At 36.7% G+C, this 19,086-nt stretch carries 17 protein-coding genes and 1 tRNA gene; 7 read left to right on the forward strand and 11 right to left on the reverse strand.

All coding sequences use genetic code 11. From position 1 onward, the window contains the following. Nucleotides 1–4: 4 nt before the first annotated feature. The 10 genes from coaE to thrS all read right to left on the reverse strand — a co-directional run bounded on the left by coaE (nt 5) and on the right by thrS (nt 9,645). Nucleotides 5–607 (reverse strand): dephospho-CoA kinase, encoded by a 603-nt coding sequence (gene coaE, locus ACUN8G_RS11995; protein WP_437347145.1) that lies wholly within the window; start codon nt 605–607, stop codon nt 5–7. Between the two features lie 77 nt (nt 608–684). Next, on the reverse strand, nt 685–2,250 hold the full coding sequence (gene rny / locus ACUN8G_RS12000) for a ribonuclease Y (protein ID WP_437347144.1): 1,566 nt from the start codon (nt 2,248–2,250) through the stop codon (nt 685–687). A gap of 245 nt (nt 2,251–2,495) precedes the next feature. Beyond that, on the reverse strand, nt 2,496–2,795 hold the full coding sequence (zapA, locus tag ACUN8G_RS12005; protein ID WP_437347143.1) for a cell division protein ZapA: 300 nt from the start codon (nt 2,793–2,795) through the stop codon (nt 2,496–2,498). Nucleotides 2,796–2,826: 31 nt separating this feature from the next. Beyond that, the gene (locus tag ACUN8G_RS12010; protein ID WP_437347142.1) at nt 2,827–3,135 is read right to left on the reverse strand and encodes a hypothetical protein; all 309 of its coding nucleotides are present in this window, start codon (nt 3,133–3,135) and stop codon (nt 2,827–2,829) included. Further along, nucleotides 3,135–5,528, reverse strand: a complete 2,394-nt coding sequence (gene pheT, locus ACUN8G_RS12015; RefSeq protein WP_437347141.1) for a phenylalanine--tRNA ligase subunit beta — start codon at nt 5,526–5,528, stop codon at nt 3,135–3,137. Before pheT ends, ACUN8G_RS12010 begins: the two co-directional genes overlap by 1 nt. Nucleotides 5,529–5,541: 13 nt before the next feature. Beyond that, nucleotides 5,542–6,531, reverse strand: a complete 990-nt coding sequence (gene pheS / locus ACUN8G_RS12020) for a phenylalanine--tRNA ligase subunit alpha (protein ID WP_437347140.1) — start codon at nt 6,529–6,531, stop codon at nt 5,542–5,544. Between the two features lie 70 nt (nt 6,532–6,601). Beyond that, nucleotides 6,602–6,949 carry a 50S ribosomal protein L20 gene (gene rplT / locus ACUN8G_RS12025; RefSeq protein WP_437347139.1) on the reverse strand — a complete coding sequence of 116 codons (348 nt, stop codon included), beginning with the start codon at nt 6,947–6,949 and terminating at the stop codon, nt 6,602–6,604. Nucleotides 6,950–6,962: 13 nt separating this feature from the next. Then, nucleotides 6,963–7,157, reverse strand: a complete 195-nt coding sequence (gene rpmI, locus ACUN8G_RS12030; protein WP_437347138.1) for a 50S ribosomal protein L35 — start codon at nt 7,155–7,157, stop codon at nt 6,963–6,965. A gap of 12 nt (nt 7,158–7,169) precedes the next feature. After that, entirely contained in the window at nt 7,170–7,676 is a 507-nt protein-coding gene (infC, locus tag ACUN8G_RS12035; RefSeq protein WP_437347137.1) for a translation initiation factor IF-3, read from the reverse strand. Between the two features lie 31 nt (nt 7,677–7,707). Beyond that, nucleotides 7,708–9,645 (reverse strand): threonine--tRNA ligase, encoded by a 1,938-nt coding sequence (gene thrS, locus ACUN8G_RS12040; RefSeq protein WP_437347136.1) that lies wholly within the window; start codon nt 9,643–9,645, stop codon nt 7,708–7,710. A gap of 959 nt (nt 9,646–10,604) precedes the next feature. Here thrS and ACUN8G_RS12045 point away from each other — a divergent pair. The 7 genes from ACUN8G_RS12045 to ACUN8G_RS12075 are packed head-to-tail and all read left to right on the forward strand — an operon-like array spanning nt 10,605 to nt 18,518. Then, nucleotides 10,605–11,282: a PTS sugar transporter subunit IIA gene (locus tag ACUN8G_RS12045; RefSeq protein ID WP_437347135.1), complete on the forward strand. Its 678-nt coding sequence runs from the start codon at nt 10,605–10,607 to the stop codon at nt 11,280–11,282. Nucleotide 11,283: 1 nt separating this feature from the next. Then, nucleotides 11,284–13,269: a proton-conducting transporter transmembrane domain-containing protein gene (locus ACUN8G_RS12050; RefSeq protein ID WP_437347134.1), complete on the forward strand. Its 1,986-nt coding sequence runs from the start codon at nt 11,284–11,286 to the stop codon at nt 13,267–13,269. Then, on the forward strand, nt 13,266–14,186 hold the full coding sequence (locus ACUN8G_RS12055; RefSeq protein ID WP_437347133.1) for a respiratory chain complex I subunit 1 family protein: 921 nt from the start codon (nt 13,266–13,268) through the stop codon (nt 14,184–14,186). The genes ACUN8G_RS12050 and ACUN8G_RS12055 overlap by 4 nt, the downstream gene beginning before the upstream one ends. Continuing rightward, nucleotides 14,183–14,818 carry a hypothetical protein gene (locus tag ACUN8G_RS12060; protein ID WP_437347132.1) on the forward strand — a complete coding sequence of 212 codons (636 nt, stop codon included), beginning with the start codon at nt 14,183–14,185 and terminating at the stop codon, nt 14,816–14,818. The genes ACUN8G_RS12055 and ACUN8G_RS12060 overlap by 4 nt, the downstream gene beginning before the upstream one ends. Before the next feature lie 2 nt (nt 14,819–14,820). Then, nucleotides 14,821–16,254: a proton-conducting transporter transmembrane domain-containing protein gene (locus ACUN8G_RS12065; RefSeq protein WP_437347131.1), complete on the forward strand. Its 1,434-nt coding sequence runs from the start codon at nt 14,821–14,823 to the stop codon at nt 16,252–16,254. Between the two features lie 11 nt (nt 16,255–16,265). Beyond that, nucleotides 16,266–17,750: a hydrogenase large subunit gene (locus ACUN8G_RS12070; protein ID WP_437347130.1), complete on the forward strand. Its 1,485-nt coding sequence runs from the start codon at nt 16,266–16,268 to the stop codon at nt 17,748–17,750. A 9-nt stretch (nt 17,751–17,759) separates the two neighbouring features. Continuing rightward, the gene (locus tag ACUN8G_RS12075) at nt 17,760–18,518 is read left to right on the forward strand and encodes an NADH-quinone oxidoreductase subunit B family protein (protein WP_437347129.1); all 759 of its coding nucleotides are present in this window, start codon (nt 17,760–17,762) and stop codon (nt 18,516–18,518) included. Nucleotides 18,519–18,912: 394 nt separating this feature from the next. Here ACUN8G_RS12075 and ACUN8G_RS12080 read toward each other — a convergent pair. Beyond that, nucleotides 18,913–18,986, reverse strand: a tRNA-Val gene (locus ACUN8G_RS12080). Nucleotides 18,987–19,086 lie beyond the last annotated feature (100 nt).

Genomic DNA, 19,086 nt, shown 5'->3' on the forward strand with positions numbered 1-19,086 from the left:
ACCTTTATGATTGTGTCATTGAAATCAGTTTAAGAATAAAATTCAATTTCTCTTGTAAATCTTCAATCGTTGAATTGTTTTCAATCACAAAATCGGCTTTAGATTTTTTAATTTCGTCTTTCATTTGATAATTCATCCTTCTGATGATATCTTCTTTAGTCATTCCCTTTTGCATTGCCCTTTTTATTCTCAGTTTTTCTGGTGAATAAATAAGGATAACATAATCGAATAAATCCTCCATATTAGCTTCGTACAAAAGAGCAGATTCCACAAATACAATATCATGTTTATTAAAATATTTTTCAGCCAGATTTAAAGTTGCTTCGATGGTTGGTGGATGAACTATTGAGTTGACCTGGGACAGTAACTCATCTGAATTGAAGATTTTTTCAGCAAAAAATTTTGTATTTAATTCTCCATTTACATAAATATCGTTTCCCAACAGGCGTATTAATTTTTCTTTAATAGAGTGGTCATTTTTCATCAGGTCTTTGGCAAGTAAATCGGAGATAATAACGGGAAAGCCTTTCGATTCAAGAAATTTGCAGGCAACCGACTTGCCAGCTCCAAGTCCCCCGGTAATGCCAATCAGTAATTTATCTTTCACAAGAATTCCGGTGATAACTGTAACAATAAAGGCTGCATTATAATCCTCATACAAGGATTATAAAGCAGCCGTCTAATTTATTTAGCGTATGCAATTTTTCTTACTTCTCTTATAACAGTAACTTTAATTTGACCAGGATATTCCATTTCTTCTTGAATTTTTTGGGCAATTTCGTAAGAGAGCCGATCGGCAAGAGTATCGTCCACGTGGTCGGGTTCTACAACCACTCTTACCTCTCTGCCGGCTTGAATTGCATAAGTTTTGGCAACGCCTTCGAACGATTTAGCAAGTGCTTCGAGATTTTCGAGGCGTTTGACATAGCTTTCGAGAGGTTCGCGACGTGCACCCGGGCGTGCGCCGCTGATCGCATCGGCAGCCTGCACCAAAGCTGCAATCGGATGTTCCATTTCAATATCTTCATGATGACTGCCAACAGCATTTACAACGATTGGATGTTCGCGATATTTTTTTGTAAGTTCATAACCAAGCAGAGCATGAGGACCTTCAACGTCGCGATCGATTGTTTTTCCGATATCGTGAAGCAATCCAGCACGTTTAGCCAGATTAACATCGAACCCCAGTTCGGCAGCCATAATGCCCGTCAGATAAGCCACTTCGATGCTGTGCTGTAATAAATTCTGGCCATAGCTCGAACGATATTTCATTTTACCGATGTGTTTAACGAGTTCAGGATGGAAACCGTGCAATCCAAGCTGGATAATTGTATTTTCACCTTCTTTTTGGATTTCCTCTTCGAGTTCCTGTTCAACTTTTGCAACCACTTCTTCAATGCGAGCAGGATGAATTCGCCCGTCGGCAATTAAACGTTCGAGGGCAATACGGGCTACTTCTCGTCTGAATTGATCGAATGCAGACAATATTACCGCCTCTGGTGTATCATCGACAATTACATCGACGCCAGTTGCAGCTTCGAAGGAGCGAATGTTTCGTCCTTCACGACCTATAATACGACCTTTCATTTCGTCGTTCTGAATTTGAACGACCGAAACTGTCGATTCGACCGAGTGGTCGACTGCCGTCCTCTGGATAGCCTGAATAATTATTTTTTGAGCTTCTTTTTTAGCTTCAATTTTTGCCTGGTCTCTAATTTCTTTAATCATCTGAGAGGCGTCTGCTTTGGCTTTACTTATCATATTATCCATAAGCATTTTTTTAGCCTCTTCCGAAGTCAGACCGGCAATTTTTTCTAGTTTTGCATTCTGTTCTACGAGTAAACGCGAAAGCTCTTCCTGTTTCTTCTCAATTTCTTCTTTTTGAAGCTGAAGTTGTTTTTCTAAGTCCTTTAATGCTTTTTCTTTTTGATTAACGACGTCATATTTTTTTTCGAGATTTTCCTCTCGGGATTCGAGCTGCTTTTCGTAATTCTGAAGTTTCTGTTTTTTTGTGTTAACTTCGTTATCGAACTCTTGCTTTTTTTTAAGCCACTCGTCCTTAACCTCGAGAAGTTTTTCTCTTTTTATATGTTTGGCTTCTTTTTCAGCTTCTTCAACAATTTTTTGAGCTTTTTCTTTAGCAAGTGCAATATTATTCTTGCCGATTTTAGAATTAATAAACCAACCGAGCAAGAAAGCCAGCGCAAAGACTATTGCACCGATTAACACCAGATACAACTCCAATTGCATAATTCCTCCATAAATAAGAATATAATAATCCGCAGGAGCCGGAGTTGCTTTATAGGAAAAGAACCCTTTCCTAAGCAATGCGGGAAATTGCCCGACGCTTTTTACTTCCACTGTCCCGTCAAAAGACGAGATCCCGGTCGAAACCGGGCGAGGCCTGTAATACACGCCGTGAGTCAATAACCCTTTTAGTTATTATTTGTTAGTTCTTTTTTATAAATTCACCGGCTCTGCGGAAAAACCTTGGATTATGATGGTGAGGATATAAAACTGGACTCGTCTAAAAGAAGCTTTATTTTCTTTATTTTATCGGTAGCCTGGATACTAAATTCACGAAATTTATTCCTTTCAACGAATAAATCATATGCAATATTTAATGCTGCAATTATTGCTATCGTATCCTTCGGTTGATCGGGCAGCTCTTCCTGTGTCTCTTCCATCATTCTATTGACATACTCTGCCAGCTCAGCTGCTACTTCCTGATTTTCTACTAAAAGAGAATATTCTTTATCAAATATTTTTACTTTAAGCTTCTTTTTTTCGGCCATTTTATATCGTTTCCATCATCATACATTATTTTTAAGAACGCAAATGATAGTCAATCATTTCTATCAATTCGCTAATTTTACTTTTTAAAGCTTCCCTTTCCTCCTTATTTCCACTAACAATTAATTGAGTTCCACTTTCTGAAACTCTACTCAACCTGCTTTCAATATCGGAAATTTTTTTCTTTAATTCACTATTTTCTCTTTCGAGAAGATTTATTTTTTCGTTTAACAATCGATTTGCTTCTACGAGTTCCTGACCTTTTTGCAAAAAATAGTAGATTTCTTTTTCGAGCGAACCGAGCTCGTTGAGAAACATATCGTATTTGTTTAAGTCGGGCATCAAATGCCTCTTAATTTGGCATTAAATTTTTCTTCGACGGCTTTTATTGCTCGTCTGAATTCTTTGTCAACTTCTTCTTCTGTCAGTGTCCTATTTCGATCGTAATATTCGAGTCTAAATGCAAGACTCTTTTTATTCACCCCTAAACTTTCACTTTGAAAAATATCAAATAACTTAACATGATGCAACAAGTTACTGCTTTCATTCCTTATAACTTTAATTACTTCATCAGCTTCAATTTCGTTATCGAGAATAAATGCAAAATCCCTGAATACTTTGGGGAATTTCAATAATTCCTTGAATTCAGGAATTTTTTTCTCGATCGACTTAATTTTATCGAGATCAAAAACCGCTGCAAAAACATCCTGATCTATTTCAAAAGGTTTAAGTAATCGCTCCTCTAACTTACCACCCCAGGCAATCAACTGGCCAGATTGGAGTATTTGCATGCCGTATTGAAATTTGTCTGAATCGAGTCGTTTAAATTCAAATTCTGCGCCCGGCAAATATTTATTTAAAAATGTGGTTGTAAAACCCTTGAGATCATAAAAATCAAATTTCCTTTCTTTCTCGTACCACTCGTCCTCGACCGCATTTCCCGTCAAGCTGATGATCAGGTGCTCGTTCTCTTTAAAATCTTCAAATGTTTCAATTCGATCGTTGATTTTTTGGAATACCTTACCAATTTCAAAAAGCTGTAAATTTTTTTCATTTACCTTGATGTTATTCGAAATTGCCTGAAGCATACCCGGAATTAACGAGGGCCTCAAATGCGACATTTCTGCACTTTGTGGATTAAGCACTCCGAGTGGATTTCCATAATCACTTGCAATTTCTTCCTTGAGAAGTGAATTCGTTAAAATCTCGTAGAATCCGAGCGAGTTAAATATATTTCTGATACGGTCGTTATTTTCGGACTGATCAATTTTTTCTTCTAAAGTAACAGAAATTTTTTCTACCTCTGGAATTTTATCGTAACCATAAATTCTGGCAACTTCTTCAATTAGATCAATTTCCCTATCGATATCATGCCTGAAAGAGGGGATATCCAGCTTAAGTGATTTGTCCAGCTCTTTTAATCCGAAGCCGAGATTTGTAAATATTTTTTTCACTGTCTCTTTTTCGATGTCGTAACCAAGAATTTTTTTTATTCTTTCGTATCTCAATTCGACAGATTTTTTTTCGAATGGTCGGGGATAAATATCAATTTCGGATTTGCATACTTTTCCGCCAGCAGTCAGTGAAATCAACTGAGCTGCTCGTTTTGCTGCCCAGACGGTAATGTTGTAGTCAGCTCCGCGTTCGAAGCGATACGAAGCGTCTGTTTGAAGCCCCAACCTTTTAGCTGTTCTACGCACAGAAGACGGATTAAAGAATGCGCTTTCGATCAAGATGTTTTTAGTTTCATTTGTGACTTCTGAATTTTCACCACCCATAACGCCTGCGATTGCCACGGGTCTTTCGGCATCGCAAATCATTAAGTCGGACTCCGAAAGTATTCTATCCTTCGAATCGAGTGTCACAAATTTTTCGCCTTCACTTGCTTTTTTTACTATAATTTTTTTCCCCGCTAATTTATCAAGATCGAATGCGTGTAGAGGTTGACCAACTTCGTATAAAACAAAATTCGTTACATCAACAACGTTATTGATTGGACGTAAACCGATACTTTCGATTCTCTTTTTCAACCAGTCGGGTGACTCTTTAATTTCAACATTTAAGACAACTTTAGCAACGTAACGTGGACAATTTTCAGTGTCAATAATTTCGACAGAAGCATATTTAGCAGAATCCTCTTCAATTTCTTCAAGTTCAATCTGGGGCATTTTTAATTTTTTTTCAAACAATGCAGCTAAATCCCTGGCAATACCGATGTGACTTAGTGCATCTGCTCTGTTTGGAGTAATTGCAATATCGAGAATTACATCATCCAGATTCATTACTTTCGAGAAAGGTAAACCCGTCTCGAAAGACGAATCGAGCACCATTATACCCTCGTGATTGTCGCTTATGGAGAGTTCTTTTTCGGAACAAATCATTCCTTCCGACATTTCGCCGCGTAATTTAACTTTTTCAATTTTTAATCCGTTTGAAGGAATAACCGCTCCGATTTTTGCGAAAGGTACTTTTTGACCTTGCGCAACGTTTGGTGCGCCGCATATGACACTGTAGTCCCTGCTGCCGTCGTTTACAATACAAAGCGATAATTTGTCGGCATTGGGATGTTTTTTTCTTTCTTTAACATAACCAACCACAATATTTTCATACATTTTAGCCTGATCGATTACTTCTTCAATTTCCAATCCAGCGTATGTAAGCTTATCGACAATCTGTTCAATCGTAATGCCATCGAGGTCGATATAATCTTTGAGCCAGTTAAGAGAAACTTTCATTTAACCACCTTGATTAGAATTGATTTAAAAAGCGTAAATCGCTGTCGAATAAAATTCTGATATCGTCGATGCCGTATTTTCTCATTGCGGTTCTTTCGATGCCCATGCCGAAAGCATAACCAACAAATTCTTCCGGATCGATGCCGACATTTTTTAAAACATTCGGGTCGACCATACCGCAGCCGAGGACTTCGAGCCACCTCCCTTCTTTCCCTTTCGGTTGCCACCATACGTCCATTTCTGCACTCGGTTCTGTAAAGGGGAAGAAGCTGGTTCTAAAACGGTACCTTACGTCGTTGCCAAAGTATTGTTTTATAAACGATACCAGTGTTCCTTTCAATTCGGCAAAGGTTACATCTTTGTCAACATAGAGTCCTTCTACCTGATGAAAAAGGCAATAGCTTTTGGCGCTTATTGCTTCGTTACGAAATACTTTCCCGGGCATAATAGCTCTGATTGGCGGTTTCTTTTGACTCATCAATCTGATTTGTACGGGCGATGTATGAGTTCTAAGAAGAAACTTGTCGTTGATAAAGAAAGTATCTTGCATATCTCGTGCAGGATGGTCGTCTGGAAAATTCAGAGCTTCGAAGTTATTGTAATCCGATTCGAGCTCGGGCCCTTCGTAAACGGAAAAACCGAGTCCTTTAAAAATTGATTTAATTTCGTCGAGTGTTTGTGTTATCAAATGCTTGCTGCCGATTGGTCTTTTCCTGCCGGGCAATGTAATATCGACGAAGTTATCGGTCTTCTTTTTTTGAGATTCGAGTTTTTCTTTGAGTTCGTCGTAGACTGTCTGAGTGTAATTTTTCAGTTCGTTGAGAATTTTTCCGACGTTTCTTTTTTCATCGGGTGGAAGATTTTTGAATTCCTCGAAGAAATTCTGGATAATACCTTTTCGACTCAGGAATTTAAGGCGCAATTCTTCGAGGGTTTTAAGGTCGTGAACATTTGATACGAGCGAGTCGAATTCTTTTCTGGCTTCTGTAATTTTATCGATCATAGCCTTACCTGAGAATTTAAAAAAATCCCTTCTGAATCATTCTAATTCTGAAACAGAAGGGAGCGTAAAATTAATTAATCGCGAATTTAACTATTTCTGAAAAAGCTTGCGGATTTTCCACAGCCAGATTAGCTAATATTTTGCGATTGATAAGAATTCCTTTTTTGTTCAAAGCATCTATCAGTCTTGAATATGTAGTGCCGTTTTGACGGGCAGCTGCATTAATACGAATAATCCAGAGCGAACGGAATTCTCTTTTTTTGGCTTTACGATCTCTATAAGCATATTGCAGAGCTTTTTCGACATGGTGCTTTGCAACAGTATAAACTTTACTGCGGGCACCCCAATAACCTTTGGCTAACTTAAGAATCTTCTTACGTCTTTGTTTCGACGCAACGTGATTTACTGAGCGTGGCATTTCTTTTCCTCTCCTATTGTTGTATCAAAACTTTTATTCGTTTTGAATCGGCTTTAGAAACCAAAGTCGATTTACGCAAGTTTCTTTTTCTCTTTCTCGACTTTGTAGTTAGAATATGGGACTTGTAAGCTTTGTTACGTTTGATTTTACCGCTACCAGTAACTCTAAAAGTTTTAGCGGCTCCTCGATTACTTTTCATTTTTGGCATCTTGTCACCTATCTATTTTTTTCTTTTCCCTTTTTGCGGTGCTAATATGGCATGCATCGCTCTGCCTTCAAACTTTGGTTCTTGTTCAACTTTTGCCACATCTGACAATTTATCGATAAATTTCTTCAAGAGCTCTTCACCAATTTCAACATAAGCCAGTTCGCGACCTTTGAAAATTACCGATACCTTAACTTTGTTGCCATCTTCAATAAATTTTGTGGCATGTCGTGCCTTAAATTCAAAATCGTGAGTGTCCGTATTTGGATGTAATCGAATCTCTTTTAATACGCTAACTTGCTGTTTCTTCTTTTGCATTTTTTCCCGTTTCTGCTGCTCGTATACAAATTTACCGTAATCAATTATTTTGCAGACCGGCGGTTTAGCCTGCGGCGCTATTTCGACCAGATCCATTCCTACTTCACGAGCTCTGTTTAATGCTTCTTTGACAGAAACGATTCCTACTTGTTCACCTTTTTCGTCAATTAAACGAACTTCAGGTGCTCTGATTTCTTCGTTCACACGGTGTTGTACTTGTGCGATAATTACCTCTTTAATTGTGATTAATTCTGTTTTTTATTTCGTTTTGTAATTTTTCAATAAACTCATCCAATGATAGAGTGCCCAGGTCGCCCACTTTATGACGTCTTACAGAAATTAAACCGCTCTCTTTTTCTTTTTCACCTACTATTGCCATGTAAGGTACTTTATTAGTTTCCCAGTCTCGAATTTTGTAACCGATTTTTTCATTCCTCTCGTCGAGATGAGATATAATATCAGAATTGAGTAACTTTTTATGAACTTCAGCGGCATAGTCGAGATAATTCTGAGAAACAGGAATAACCGCAACCTGAATCGGAGCTAACCATGTTGGGAATGCACCTGCATAATGCTCAATCAAAATGCCCATAAATCTTTCGATTGAACCGAGCAATGCTCTGTGAACCATGAAAGGTCTATGTTCTTTTCCGTCTTCGCCGATATAACTCATATCGAAACGTTCAGGAAGGTTAAAATCGAACTGGACGGTGCTCAATTGCCACTGACGATTGAGAGCATCTTTAATTTTAATGTCGATCTTTGGTCCGTAAAATGCACCGCCGCCTTCGTCAATTTCGTAAGAAAGATTTTCTTTTTCGAGTGCATGTTTAAGAGAATTAGTTGCTTTTTCCCAGATTGCATCGTCTCCGATTGCGTCTTCGGGTTTTGTAGAAATGTAAAAATTCAGGTCATCAAATCCAAATGAACGCAACATATATATCGAGAAGCGAATAACCTCGATAATTTCATCTTCGATTTGTTCTTGAGTGCAAAAAATATGGGCGTCGTCTTGAGTAAATCCTCTGACGCGCAAAAGACCATGCAATACTCCACTCTTTTCATATCTGTAAACTGTACCGAGTTCTGCCCATCTAAGCGGCAGGTCCCTATAAGAACGGAGTTTCGACTTATAAATCATAATATGAAATGGGCAGTTCATCGGCTTAACATAATAATCCTGCTCATCAATACTCATCGGTGCGTACATATTCTCTTTGTAGAAAGAAAGATGACCACTGGTTTCCCAGAGCCATCCTTTACCCATGTGCGGGGTATATAATAAATCGTAACCGTTTTTAATATGCTCGGCACGCCAAAAAGTTTCGATTGTATTTCGTATGCGAGCACCTTTGGGATGCCAGTAAATTAATCCCGCTCCTGCTTCTTCATGAATACTAAAGAGGTCGAGTTGTTTGCCTAATTTTCTGTGATCTCTTTTTCTGGCTTCCTCGAGCAATGCAAGATGTTCTTCGAGCATTTTCTTTTTCGGAAACGAAATGCCGTAAATTCTCTGGAGTTGTTTGTTATTTTCGTCTCCGCGCCAGTAAGAGCCGGATACATTCAAAAGTTTGATATATTTTATTTTTCCAGTGCTCGGTAAATGTGGACCTGTACAGAGGTCGACGAAATCACCTTCTTTATAAATACTGATGACATCCTTCGAGTCGTCGAGCTCGCTTAATATTTCGAGTTTGTAATTGTCCCCTTTATTCTTAAAAAATTCTATAGCTTCATTTTTACTTAACTCGACTCTCTGAAATGGATTATCCTGTTTGGCGATTTCGAGCATTTTGCTTTCAATTTTTTCGAGGTCAGAATCGCTCAATTTCGAATTGATATCGATATCATAATAGAAGCCCGATTCAACAGCTGGGCCAACACCAAATTTGGCTTCTGGAAAAAGTAATTGAATGGCATGTGCCATCAAATGTGATGTAGAATGCCAGTATGTTTCCCGCCCTTCGGAGTCGTCAAAAGTCAATATCTGAACTTCGGCATCTTCGTATATAGGAGTCGATAAATCTTTTACGACACCATTAATTTTGGCTACGAGAGCTTCTTCTGCAAGACGTTTCGAGATACTCTCGGCAATCTGAATAGGTGTAATCCCCTTTGGGAATTCCTTGACCGAACCGTCGGGGAATTTAATATTGATTATTTCACTGTTCATAATTTTCCTAAATAAAAAAATCGGAGTCAACTCCGATACTTTATAGATCATACAAGGCTTAACCCGATGACCTTTTGCACGTCAATAATCGTTGTAAAGGTTTTTTATATTTTGCTATCTTAATTTACGATTATTTTTTACGATAAATGTTTTTTGTACTTTAGAAATTAATGTGCAAAAATAGCAAAAAATATTTCAATTTCATAAAAAACCCCGCTTTTGCGGGGATTTCTCCATCACACCCGCAAATATATATCCCCTGCTAATTTTTGTCAAGTTTTTAAATTCATTCTGTCGTAATAACATATAAATAGCAGTTTGCTGATTGCATCTTCAATGCACTTTGATTCTGAACTATTATTCTTAAAAATCAATCGCAAATATGAAGAATAATAACAACGCTTAAATTGTATTCATTATTTAACTCTAAAAGAATAATATTTTAGATCATAAGTGCTAATTCACAACGAAGAAAATTAAACCTGTCTGAATAAGCAAAGCCGAAGTTAAAGCCACTTTATTCAGTTAACATTACTCTCATCATAAAAATTATTAATTGTCCTCTTGACTTTACAGGGAAAAAGTTGAAAGTGAAAACTAATTCTATCAGAAGGTGCAACTGAAGTAATAGAAAATGCAAAGAAACATAATTTATGCTTATAAATTTGACAGAGGAGTTATAGATTAAAAAATCTTTTATCCTAATCGCCTACTGTTTTGTATTTCAAGAAAGTTATTCTATCTCCTTATTGGAACCTAAATTTGATATAAAAAAGAAATCACTGAGCACACATTCAAGAATTTACTCCTGCAAGTAGTACAGGGTTTATTAAAAGTTATAAGGCAATATCTAATGGATCTGATAATGAAATAAAATGATTGGACAAATATGGACATTCAGGTTGTTATTGTTTTAATAAGGTAGTTTCTATATATTTCAGCAACAATTTTAGAAAATTATGGACTTAAAAATTAAAGATATCGTCGAATTACTAAATGTTAACGAAAAAACTGTTTATAGATGGATAAAAGACAAAAAGATTCCCTGCTATAAGATCAATCATCAATATCGATTTAATCGGGCTGAAATAAATGAGTGGATTTTGCTCAATAAAATAGAAGTATCTTCTTCGCATTTTTTTGAAAATATAAGTAAAATCAGCATAGCACAATTAATTGAATCTAATGGAATTGTTGAAACAATTTCCGGTACGAATATAACGCAAGTATTAAAAAATGCTGTCGATAAAATTAAAACTCCCGAAGACTTATCAAAGGAGGAGATAACATCTGCGCTATTAAGTCGCGAAGAATTAATGCAAACTGCAATTGGAAGAGGGATAGCAATACCGCATCCGCGCAATCCGATAATAACAAATCCAAAATTTGCAAGCGTCTCAGTTTGTTATCTTGAAACGCCACTGGATTTTTCTGCTTTAGATAATCAAGATGTTCATACATTGTTTATCCTTCTTTCTGCGAGCCCCAAAATGCATCTTGAAATCTTATCCCGCATTTCATTCCTCTGTCAGAAAGACGAATTCTTGAATATGCTAAGAAACCGCGCATCCAAAGAAGAGGTTATCAAATTTATCGACACAGAAGAAAGCAAGTGGAATAAAAAGGAGAACAATTGATATGGATTTATTTCTCATTGGTTCTCTCTTTTTTCTACTTGGTGGGATCGCTGCCATATTAACTGGCGAAAACTACAAATCAAAAATTTATATTGTCTTTTCTGCTGCAGCAAATATTCTTGCACTGCCTGCTGTTTTTAACACGCTGCTTTCCGGAAACTCATATATCTGGAATTACACCTTTAGTTTCCCAATTGGCAAAGTGGATTTTGTACTGGATCCGCTTTCGGCATTTTTTGCATTGATAATTTTAATTGGTTCTTTTCTTGCGTCCTGCTATTCAGCTGGATATATGAAAATGTACATCGGGAAAAATTCACAACTTTCTGCATATCTTTTCTTCTTCGGTCTGATGAGTACCTCGATGATGTTAGTTATTGTAGTACAAAATGCTCTTATGTTTTTAATCAGCTGGGAATTGATGTCGATTGCTTCGTTCTTTCTTGTAACATTTGAACACGAAAAAAATGAAGTAAGGAAAGCCGGAATTTATTACTTCACGTCAATGCAAATTGGAGTTGCATTTTTAATTGCTGGATTCGCCTGGATATCTTCATTGTCCGGTTCGCTTGCTTTTAATTCCTTTCACGAAGTTTTTAGAAAGTATAATCACCTCACATTATTTTTCTTTTTGATGTTTTTTATTGGATTTGGAACAAAGGCAGGATATATACCGATGCACACATGGCTGCCACGTGCACACCCTGCAGCCCCTACAAGCATTTCGGCTCTAATGTCAGGCGTGATGATTAAAACAGGAATTTATGGAATCCTGAGAATTATTCTTCTGATGGACATTATACCGGTTTCACTTGCTTATTTTGTTCTCCTCATTGGATTGGTAACTGGAATTGTTGGTATTGCCAATGCAATTTCACAGCATGATTTCAAAAAACTTCTCGCCTACTCAAGTATAGAAAACATAGGAATTGTCGGGATAGCCATTGGTCTGGGAATGCTTGGAAGAGCTTATGGAAATGACTTGATTGCTGGTTTTGGTTTCCTCGGTGCTTTACTCCATACTTTTAATCATTTTACTTTCAAGAGCGTCTTGTTTTATGGTGCGGGTGTAGTTTATTCACAAACGCATACAAGAAATATTGATATGCTCGGCGGATTAGTAAAATATTTACCCAAAACAAGTATTATGTTTTTGTTTGCAACAGTTGCTATAAGTGGTTTTCCATTACTCAATGGATTCGTTGGGGAATTTTTTATATACACTGGTCTTGCAAAAAGTTTTTCAATACAAAATATTGGTGTTAGCATTGTTGCTGTGCTTGGCATTTCAGGGCTTGCATTTATTGGTTCTATGGCAATGATAACTTTTACTAAATTATTTGGGTTGACATTTTTGGGAATGAATCGCTCTGAATTTCATAATGCACCTCATGAAAAAAATTCCTTAATGCTTTTCCCCATGAGTGTTTTGACACTTCTAATGCTTGCAGTTGGACTTTTACCAATTACAATTATTTATTTACTGCTGAAAGTGCTGCCAATGTTTTCTAACCATTTCTCATTAAATGGTTATTTTGAATTGCTTTCATTAATAAATTCAATTTCAATATCGCTTGCAATTTTCTTACTGTTTATAGTTGTGATCTATAGTTTACGAAAGCTACTCATATCAAAAAGAAGTACTAAAAAGTTTAAGACATGGGATTGCGGTTATCAGGATGTAACGAGCAGAATGCAATATACAAGCGGCTCTTATGCACATCCTTTTATGCAGCTAATCTCAAAATTAGTTCCGATAGAAATTAATGTAGAAAAAGAAAGTGCACTTTTTCCAAAGGAAGCATCGTTAAAAAGCAGTTCGCGGGATGTGTCAGAAGGATTAATCATTCAACCAATAATTTCGGCGTTGAGAAAATTCATGGATCTTTTTTCATGGATACAAAGCGGAAGAATGCAGCAATATATCATCTATGGTTTGATTTTCTTACTTGCATTGCTGATCTGGATACTCGGAGTTGAATTATGATTAAAATAATGTTAACTCTTGTGGCAATTTTCTTTTCTCCTCTGTTTGTCGGCGTTATTAACAAAGTTAAAGCAATCTGGGCAGGAAGACACGGCGCTTCAGTATTTCAACCGTATTTTGATTTATTGAGATTGTTCCGCAAAGGCGAAGTAATCAGTACTACAACTTCATTCGTTTTTGAGATTGCACCTTCAATCAATCTGGCCGCTGTGATTTTTGCATTACTTTTTACTCCATTTCCTTATATCGGTTCAGTATTAAAGTTCAATGGTGACTTTGTGATTTTTGCATATTCACTTGGACTGGCTAAATTTTTTCTTGTAATTGCAGCGCTTGATACCGGCAGCAGTTTTGAAGGGATGGGTGCAAACCGCGAAGTTACTTTTTCAACCATTGTTGAAACTGCATTTTTCGTTCTGCTTGGAACGCTTGCATTTATAACAAACCAAACATCATTCGAGCAAATGTTTTTAATGCTGAATTCATCAGCCATTTATACATTGTTAATTAAATTATTATTCGTCGTCTCACTTTTTATTATGCTGCTTGCAGAAGGTAGCCGCGTCCCGATTGACGATCCGAATACTCACCTTGAATTAACTATGATTCACGAAGTAATGATCCTTGATTACTCGGGAGTGAATCTTGCATTCATGATTTTTGCATCTCAAATCAAAATGTTAGTGATTGCCCTTTTAATATCGAACTTTCTGATACCATTGAATTTCTCCATAGCCTTGACTCTATTATTTTGTTTAATGTCAATATTTCTAATTTATCTTTGTGTAGGATTGGTTGAATCGTTGATTGCGCGCTCAAGAATTTCACATGTGCCTCAGTTTTTGTTCCTGATGACGGCTTTAGCTCTTACCTCGTTTGCAATTGTTGCCTTCTTCACTCACGGAGGAATTAAATGAACGACATAATTATAATTTTATTAGGCACAACAATTCTTTATATCTTTCCGGTTAGCAGATTAGAAGCATATGTAAAGACTCTAGCTGTGCAGGGCATTTTGCTTTTCCTCCTTGTAATTATTGACATCAAAGAAATTAACTGGCTCAACATTCTTTTCCTCAGTTTTGAAACATTGATTCTCAAAGGAATCATTATCCCCTATTTTCTACTTTCAGTAATAAGAAAAAACGAAATCAGTCGTGAAATCGATCCTTATATTTCGCAATTCTATTCAATATTAATTGGAAGCCTAATTTTTATATTCGGATTTCTGGCCGCTTTCTGGGCGGCCCGCCTCGATGCTAATATCAAGCCACTTTATTTTGGAATTTCAATTGTCATGATAATTTCCAGCCTCTTTTTGATTATTAACAGAAAAAGAATTATCACACATATCCTCTGTTACATGATTCTGGAAAATGGAATTTTTCTACTGTCCTTATCTGTGGCTAATGAAATGCCGATGCTTGTTAATCTTGGTGTTCTACTCGATTTATTTGTCGGGATTTTTCTCTTCGCAATTTTCTTCAATAAAATTCAACAGATGTACGACGGAAACAAAATTGACATTTTGACGGAGCTAAAGGACTAATTATGATTGGATTAGTTTTAGTTTTTCCAGTTTTGTTAGCAATAATCGGATTAATCGTAAAAAATAAGTTGGTCAATAGAATCAATCTTGGACTGACTTCGGCTGCTTATCTATTTGTTTCCATTCAAAAGATAATTAACAACGAGTTTTATTTTCTCCCTGATTGGCTGCTGCAATATTTTGCGTTCGATGAAATTGGATTGTTTTTCCTCTTTGTAATGACCATCGTTTTTGGGGGAGTTAGTATATATCTTACTTTTTATTTCAAAGAACACAATCTAAGCGCTGCCAAAGAATCTGTGTTTGTTGCCGAACTTTTATTATTTCTTGCAGCAATGTCGGGTGTGATACTATCCACGCATTTAGCATTACTCTGGGTCTTTATTGAAGCAACTACATTGACAAGTGCATTGCTGATTTATTTTGAAAAGAAAAAATCTTCACTCGAAGCCACATGGAAATATATTTACATCTGTTCGATTGGAATTGCGCTTGCTTTCGTCGGAATTATTCTCTTAAGTATTGGCACCCGCCAGATTAATTCTCTTTATTTTGATGATTTATACAATAATGCAAATCTTATAAACATTTTCTGGCTCAAAATTGCTTTTGCATTTTTATTTGTAGGGCTCGGAACAAAAATCGGTATAGCACCCATACATGCCTGGCTACCAGATGCGCATTCAGAAGCTCCGTCACCCGTCTCGGCAATGCTGTCAGGAACATTATTGAATTCAGCATTCCTGGGATTGATTCGTGTTCATCAAATTTTTATTAAGACAAACTTAGAAGACTTTTCAAATTTCTTTTTTATGCTGACTGGATTTCTTTCTCTTTTCGTCAGCTCAGTTTTTATGCTCAGAACGAAAAACTATAAGCGTATGCTCGCTTATTCTTCGATCGAAAATATGGGAATTCTGTTTATCGGAATTTCAGCTGGTAAATATGGAATTTATGCGGCAATGCTTCATACATTGTCACATTCATTCGCCAAAGCTTCTTTGTTTCTTACTTCGGGAAACATTCTTTACTTATTCAAAAGTAAAAAAATTGACGACATAAAAGACTTAATTAAACTTGACCCCAAAACAGCCTGGCTCTGGATAATTTCTGCACTCGCTATTATTGGTCTGCCACCATTCCCGATTTTTATCAGCAAGTTTTTTATCATAAAAGCCTTGTGGGTACAGGGAGTCAGCTGGCTGGCAATCTTATTTTTCCTGTTTATAGTAATTATCGGCTTCGGTATTTTTTCTTCGATCTTCAATATGGCTTTCAGGAATGATGATTCAGCTTCATCTTATAAAAATTATAATCTCGGATGGCAAGCTTATACTCCACAGGTTGTTTTGCTAATAATACTATTTTTTATAGGCATCAATACTCCGGCATTTATCAACGAGTTAATTAACAATGCAGCGAACTTTTTAAGATGACAGGAGAAAATGTGAATTGGGTCGAAATTAAAAATCTGCAAACTCTGTCGTTAGATAAAATAAAGTGGGTTGATTTTTCTGAATTTCGTGAGAGTATAGTTATTAAAATTCATGAAGGGAAAAGACTGGTAAATTTATTTGGAATGCACGAGCAGGATCTTGTCAGAATCTTCTGCATTCTTGCCGATGACGAATTATCAAAGCTATTTGTTTTATCCTCTTCCCTTAGGTCGGGTGATGTTTATGACTCAATTACGAATGAAGTTCCTTCAGCTCATCTATTTGAAAGAGAACTCTGGGAGCAGTTTGGAGTTATTCCCAATGGACATCCGTGGCTAAAGCCAGTACGACACGGAATTGCAGGTGTTGATCAAACACAAAAACAATATGATTTCTTTAAAATGTCAGGCAGCGATGTCCATGAAGTAGCCGTCGGGCCTATTCATGCCGGGATTATCGAACCGGGGCATTTTCGATTTTCCGCTCACGGCGAAATAATTCATAATCTTGAAATTCAACTTGGATTCCAGCATCGTGGAGTTGAAAAACTTTTTTTACAGAATAGTAATTTGTTATATCAAACTAAACTTGCAGAGTCGATTGCCGGCGATTCAGTTATAGCTCATTCCGGCACATTTGTTCGAGCAGTTGAATCGTTGATGAATTTAAGCATTCCTAAGCGAGTTAAAATCATAAGATCAATCATGCTTGAATTGGAGAGAATTGCTGTACATCTTGGAGACTTAGCTGCAATATCTAATGACATTGCATATTTAACAGGTAATTCGATATTCGGTGCATTACGAACGTCAGTCATTAATACTACCATGTCGGTTTGCGGCAATCGATTCGGTAGAAACATGATGAAAATAGGTGGAGTAAATTTTGACATCGATTCCGCCAGAGCAAAAACTTTACTCGAAACAATCAACCGTGTTGAGAATGAAGCTACAACAGCGGCAGAAGCTATGTTTTCTTCGGCTTCAGTAATGGAACGACTTGAGAAAACAGGCATTGTATCGAAAGAAATTGCACAATCAATAGGAATGGTGGGAATGGCTGCACGTGCAAGTGGAGTTTCTTTAGATGCACGAGTTGATCATCCATTCGGTGCTTATGAATTTTTCCCAATTCATAAACTCACCTTAGATTCCGGTGATGTCTTTGCACGTGCATATATTCGTTTTATCGAAATTCAACAGTCAGTAAAAATTATAAATGACTTGATGGAAATTTATACTGATGGAAATTATGAAGAAAAAATCGGGGAGATGCAAAAAAATTCTTTCGTCGTTTCAATTACAGAAGGCTGGCGTGGTGAAATTGTTCATTGCATAATTACAGATGGAACCGGAAAAATTAAAAGGATAAAAATAAAAGACCCGTCGTTCAACAATTGGTTTGCACTTGCCCTTGCCGTAAGAGAGCAGGGAATTTCTGATTTCCCGCTATGCAACAAAAGTTTTAATCTTTCATATTGTGGTTTCGATTTATAAAGAGGAATTATGTTTGATTTAATCAAAGCACGAAAAAATCATGGCTATCAGGCAATAGAAAATATTACCGAAGCAAAAATATTGTCAACCCACAGAGGATTTCCAATTATTGATGAAACCAAATTTGCCGGTAATATCGACGACCTGATGCAAGCTTGCCCTGCAAAAGCTATTTCAAAAAATCCGCTTGCTATCAATCTTGGTAAATGTATTATTTGTGGTGAATGCGAAAAGATGTCAGGCGGTGCAATTAAGTTTTCAAGCAACTACAAAATTGGTTGTGATTCAGAGGCTAAGCTAATTATCAACTCAAAAGTCAGCTATGACGATTTCCAGAATTATGCTATTGAATATCGAAGAGAAATACATAAACTTTTTGGAAGGTCGTTGAAGTTGCGGCAGGTATCTGCAGGCGGTTGCAACGGATGCGAAATGGAATTGAATGCATGCGGTAATGTTAACTTTGACATGGGAAGATTTGGTATCGATTTCGTCGCTTCTCCGCGTCATGCAGATGGAATTGTGCTGACTGGCCCAATTACAAAAAATATGGCAAAAGCTCTCGAAGATGCTTATCAAAGCATTGGCGACCCAAAGATTGTGATCGCAACTGGCGCCTGTGCAATCAGTGGAGGAATTTTTGCTGACTCTACAGAAATCGATCGAACTTTCACTGAAAAAATAAAAATTGATTTGTTTATTCCAGGTTGCCCACCACATCCACTGGTGATTATTAACGCCATTCTGAAATTTTTAGGCAAAAAATAATTCGACGATTTCAATAAGATGTAAGATGCTATCAAAACTAAGATTCTTATAACGAGACTGGAAATTTTAACCTCAATTTGCCGCCCAAAACCTCAATTAACCAATTGAGAAAATTTTTGTGTTACAACTGAATATGTATAACTAATTTCTATTTGTACTGATGGTCTAAATAATATAATTAGTGGGAAGATTAAGTAAAATGAGCTTGATTAATAACTCGCAATTTTAGGATTAGAATAAATAATACAATGATTACTGTAGATGCATGCTTAAATATATTCGAAAACAAATTTTGAAATCGCTACTAAATAATTATTTCTTTTCGATTTTCAATAGTGTTTTTTTATCGGAGGTATTATTAGCGGATGGATTTGAATTATTGTGTGAGCCTTTGTGGGTTCTACAGGACTCGAACCTGTGACCTTCTGCACGTCAAGCAGACGCTCTAGCCAACTGAGCTAAGAACCCTTATTAAAAAATACCTATTTCAAAAACTTCGTTTAGAATTTCAAAATTAATTTGTTGTTGCCTTTTTATTCCGAACCTGTGACCTACCCGCCTCAGGCGG

This window comes from Melioribacter sulfuriphilus, from assembly GCF_052656625.1.

Excerpts from the sequence above, each read along its gene's own strand:
- rny (WP_437347144.1), bottom strand. The coding sequence starts at position 2,250 with ATGCAATTGGAGTTGTATCTGGTGTTAATCGGTGCAATAGTCTTTGCG.
- zapA (WP_437347143.1), bottom strand. The coding sequence starts at position 2,795 with ATGGCCGAAAAAAAGAAGCTTAAAGTAAAAATATTTGATAAAGAATAT.
- ACUN8G_RS12010 (WP_437347142.1), bottom strand. The coding sequence starts at position 3,135 with ATGCCCGACTTAAACAAATACGATATGTTTCTCAACGAGCTCGGTTCG.
- pheT (WP_437347141.1), bottom strand. The coding sequence starts at position 5,528 with ATGAAAGTTTCTCTTAACTGGCTCAAAGATTATATCGACCTCGATGGC.
- pheS (WP_437347140.1), bottom strand. The coding sequence starts at position 6,531 with ATGATCGATAAAATTACAGAAGCCAGAAAAGAATTCGACTCGCTCGTA.
- rplT (WP_437347139.1), bottom strand. The coding sequence starts at position 6,949 with ATGCCACGCTCAGTAAATCACGTTGCGTCGAAACAAAGACGTAAGAAG.
- rpmI (WP_437347138.1), bottom strand. The coding sequence starts at position 7,157 with ATGCCAAAAATGAAAAGTAATCGAGGAGCCGCTAAAACTTTTAGAGTT.
- thrS (WP_437347136.1), bottom strand. The coding sequence starts at position 9,645 with ATGAACAGTGAAATAATCAATATTAAATTCCCCGACGGTTCGGTCAAG.
- ACUN8G_RS12045 (WP_437347135.1), top strand. The coding sequence starts at position 10,605 with ATGGACTTAAAAATTAAAGATATCGTCGAATTACTAAATGTTAACGAA.
- ACUN8G_RS12050 (WP_437347134.1), top strand. The coding sequence starts at position 11,284 with ATGGATTTATTTCTCATTGGTTCTCTCTTTTTTCTACTTGGTGGGATC.
- ACUN8G_RS12055 (WP_437347133.1), top strand. The coding sequence starts at position 13,266 with ATGATTAAAATAATGTTAACTCTTGTGGCAATTTTCTTTTCTCCTCTG.
- ACUN8G_RS12060 (WP_437347132.1), top strand. The coding sequence starts at position 14,183 with ATGAACGACATAATTATAATTTTATTAGGCACAACAATTCTTTATATC.
- ACUN8G_RS12065 (WP_437347131.1), top strand. The coding sequence starts at position 14,821 with ATGATTGGATTAGTTTTAGTTTTTCCAGTTTTGTTAGCAATAATCGGA.
- ACUN8G_RS12075 (WP_437347129.1), top strand. The coding sequence starts at position 17,760 with ATGTTTGATTTAATCAAAGCACGAAAAAATCATGGCTATCAGGCAATA.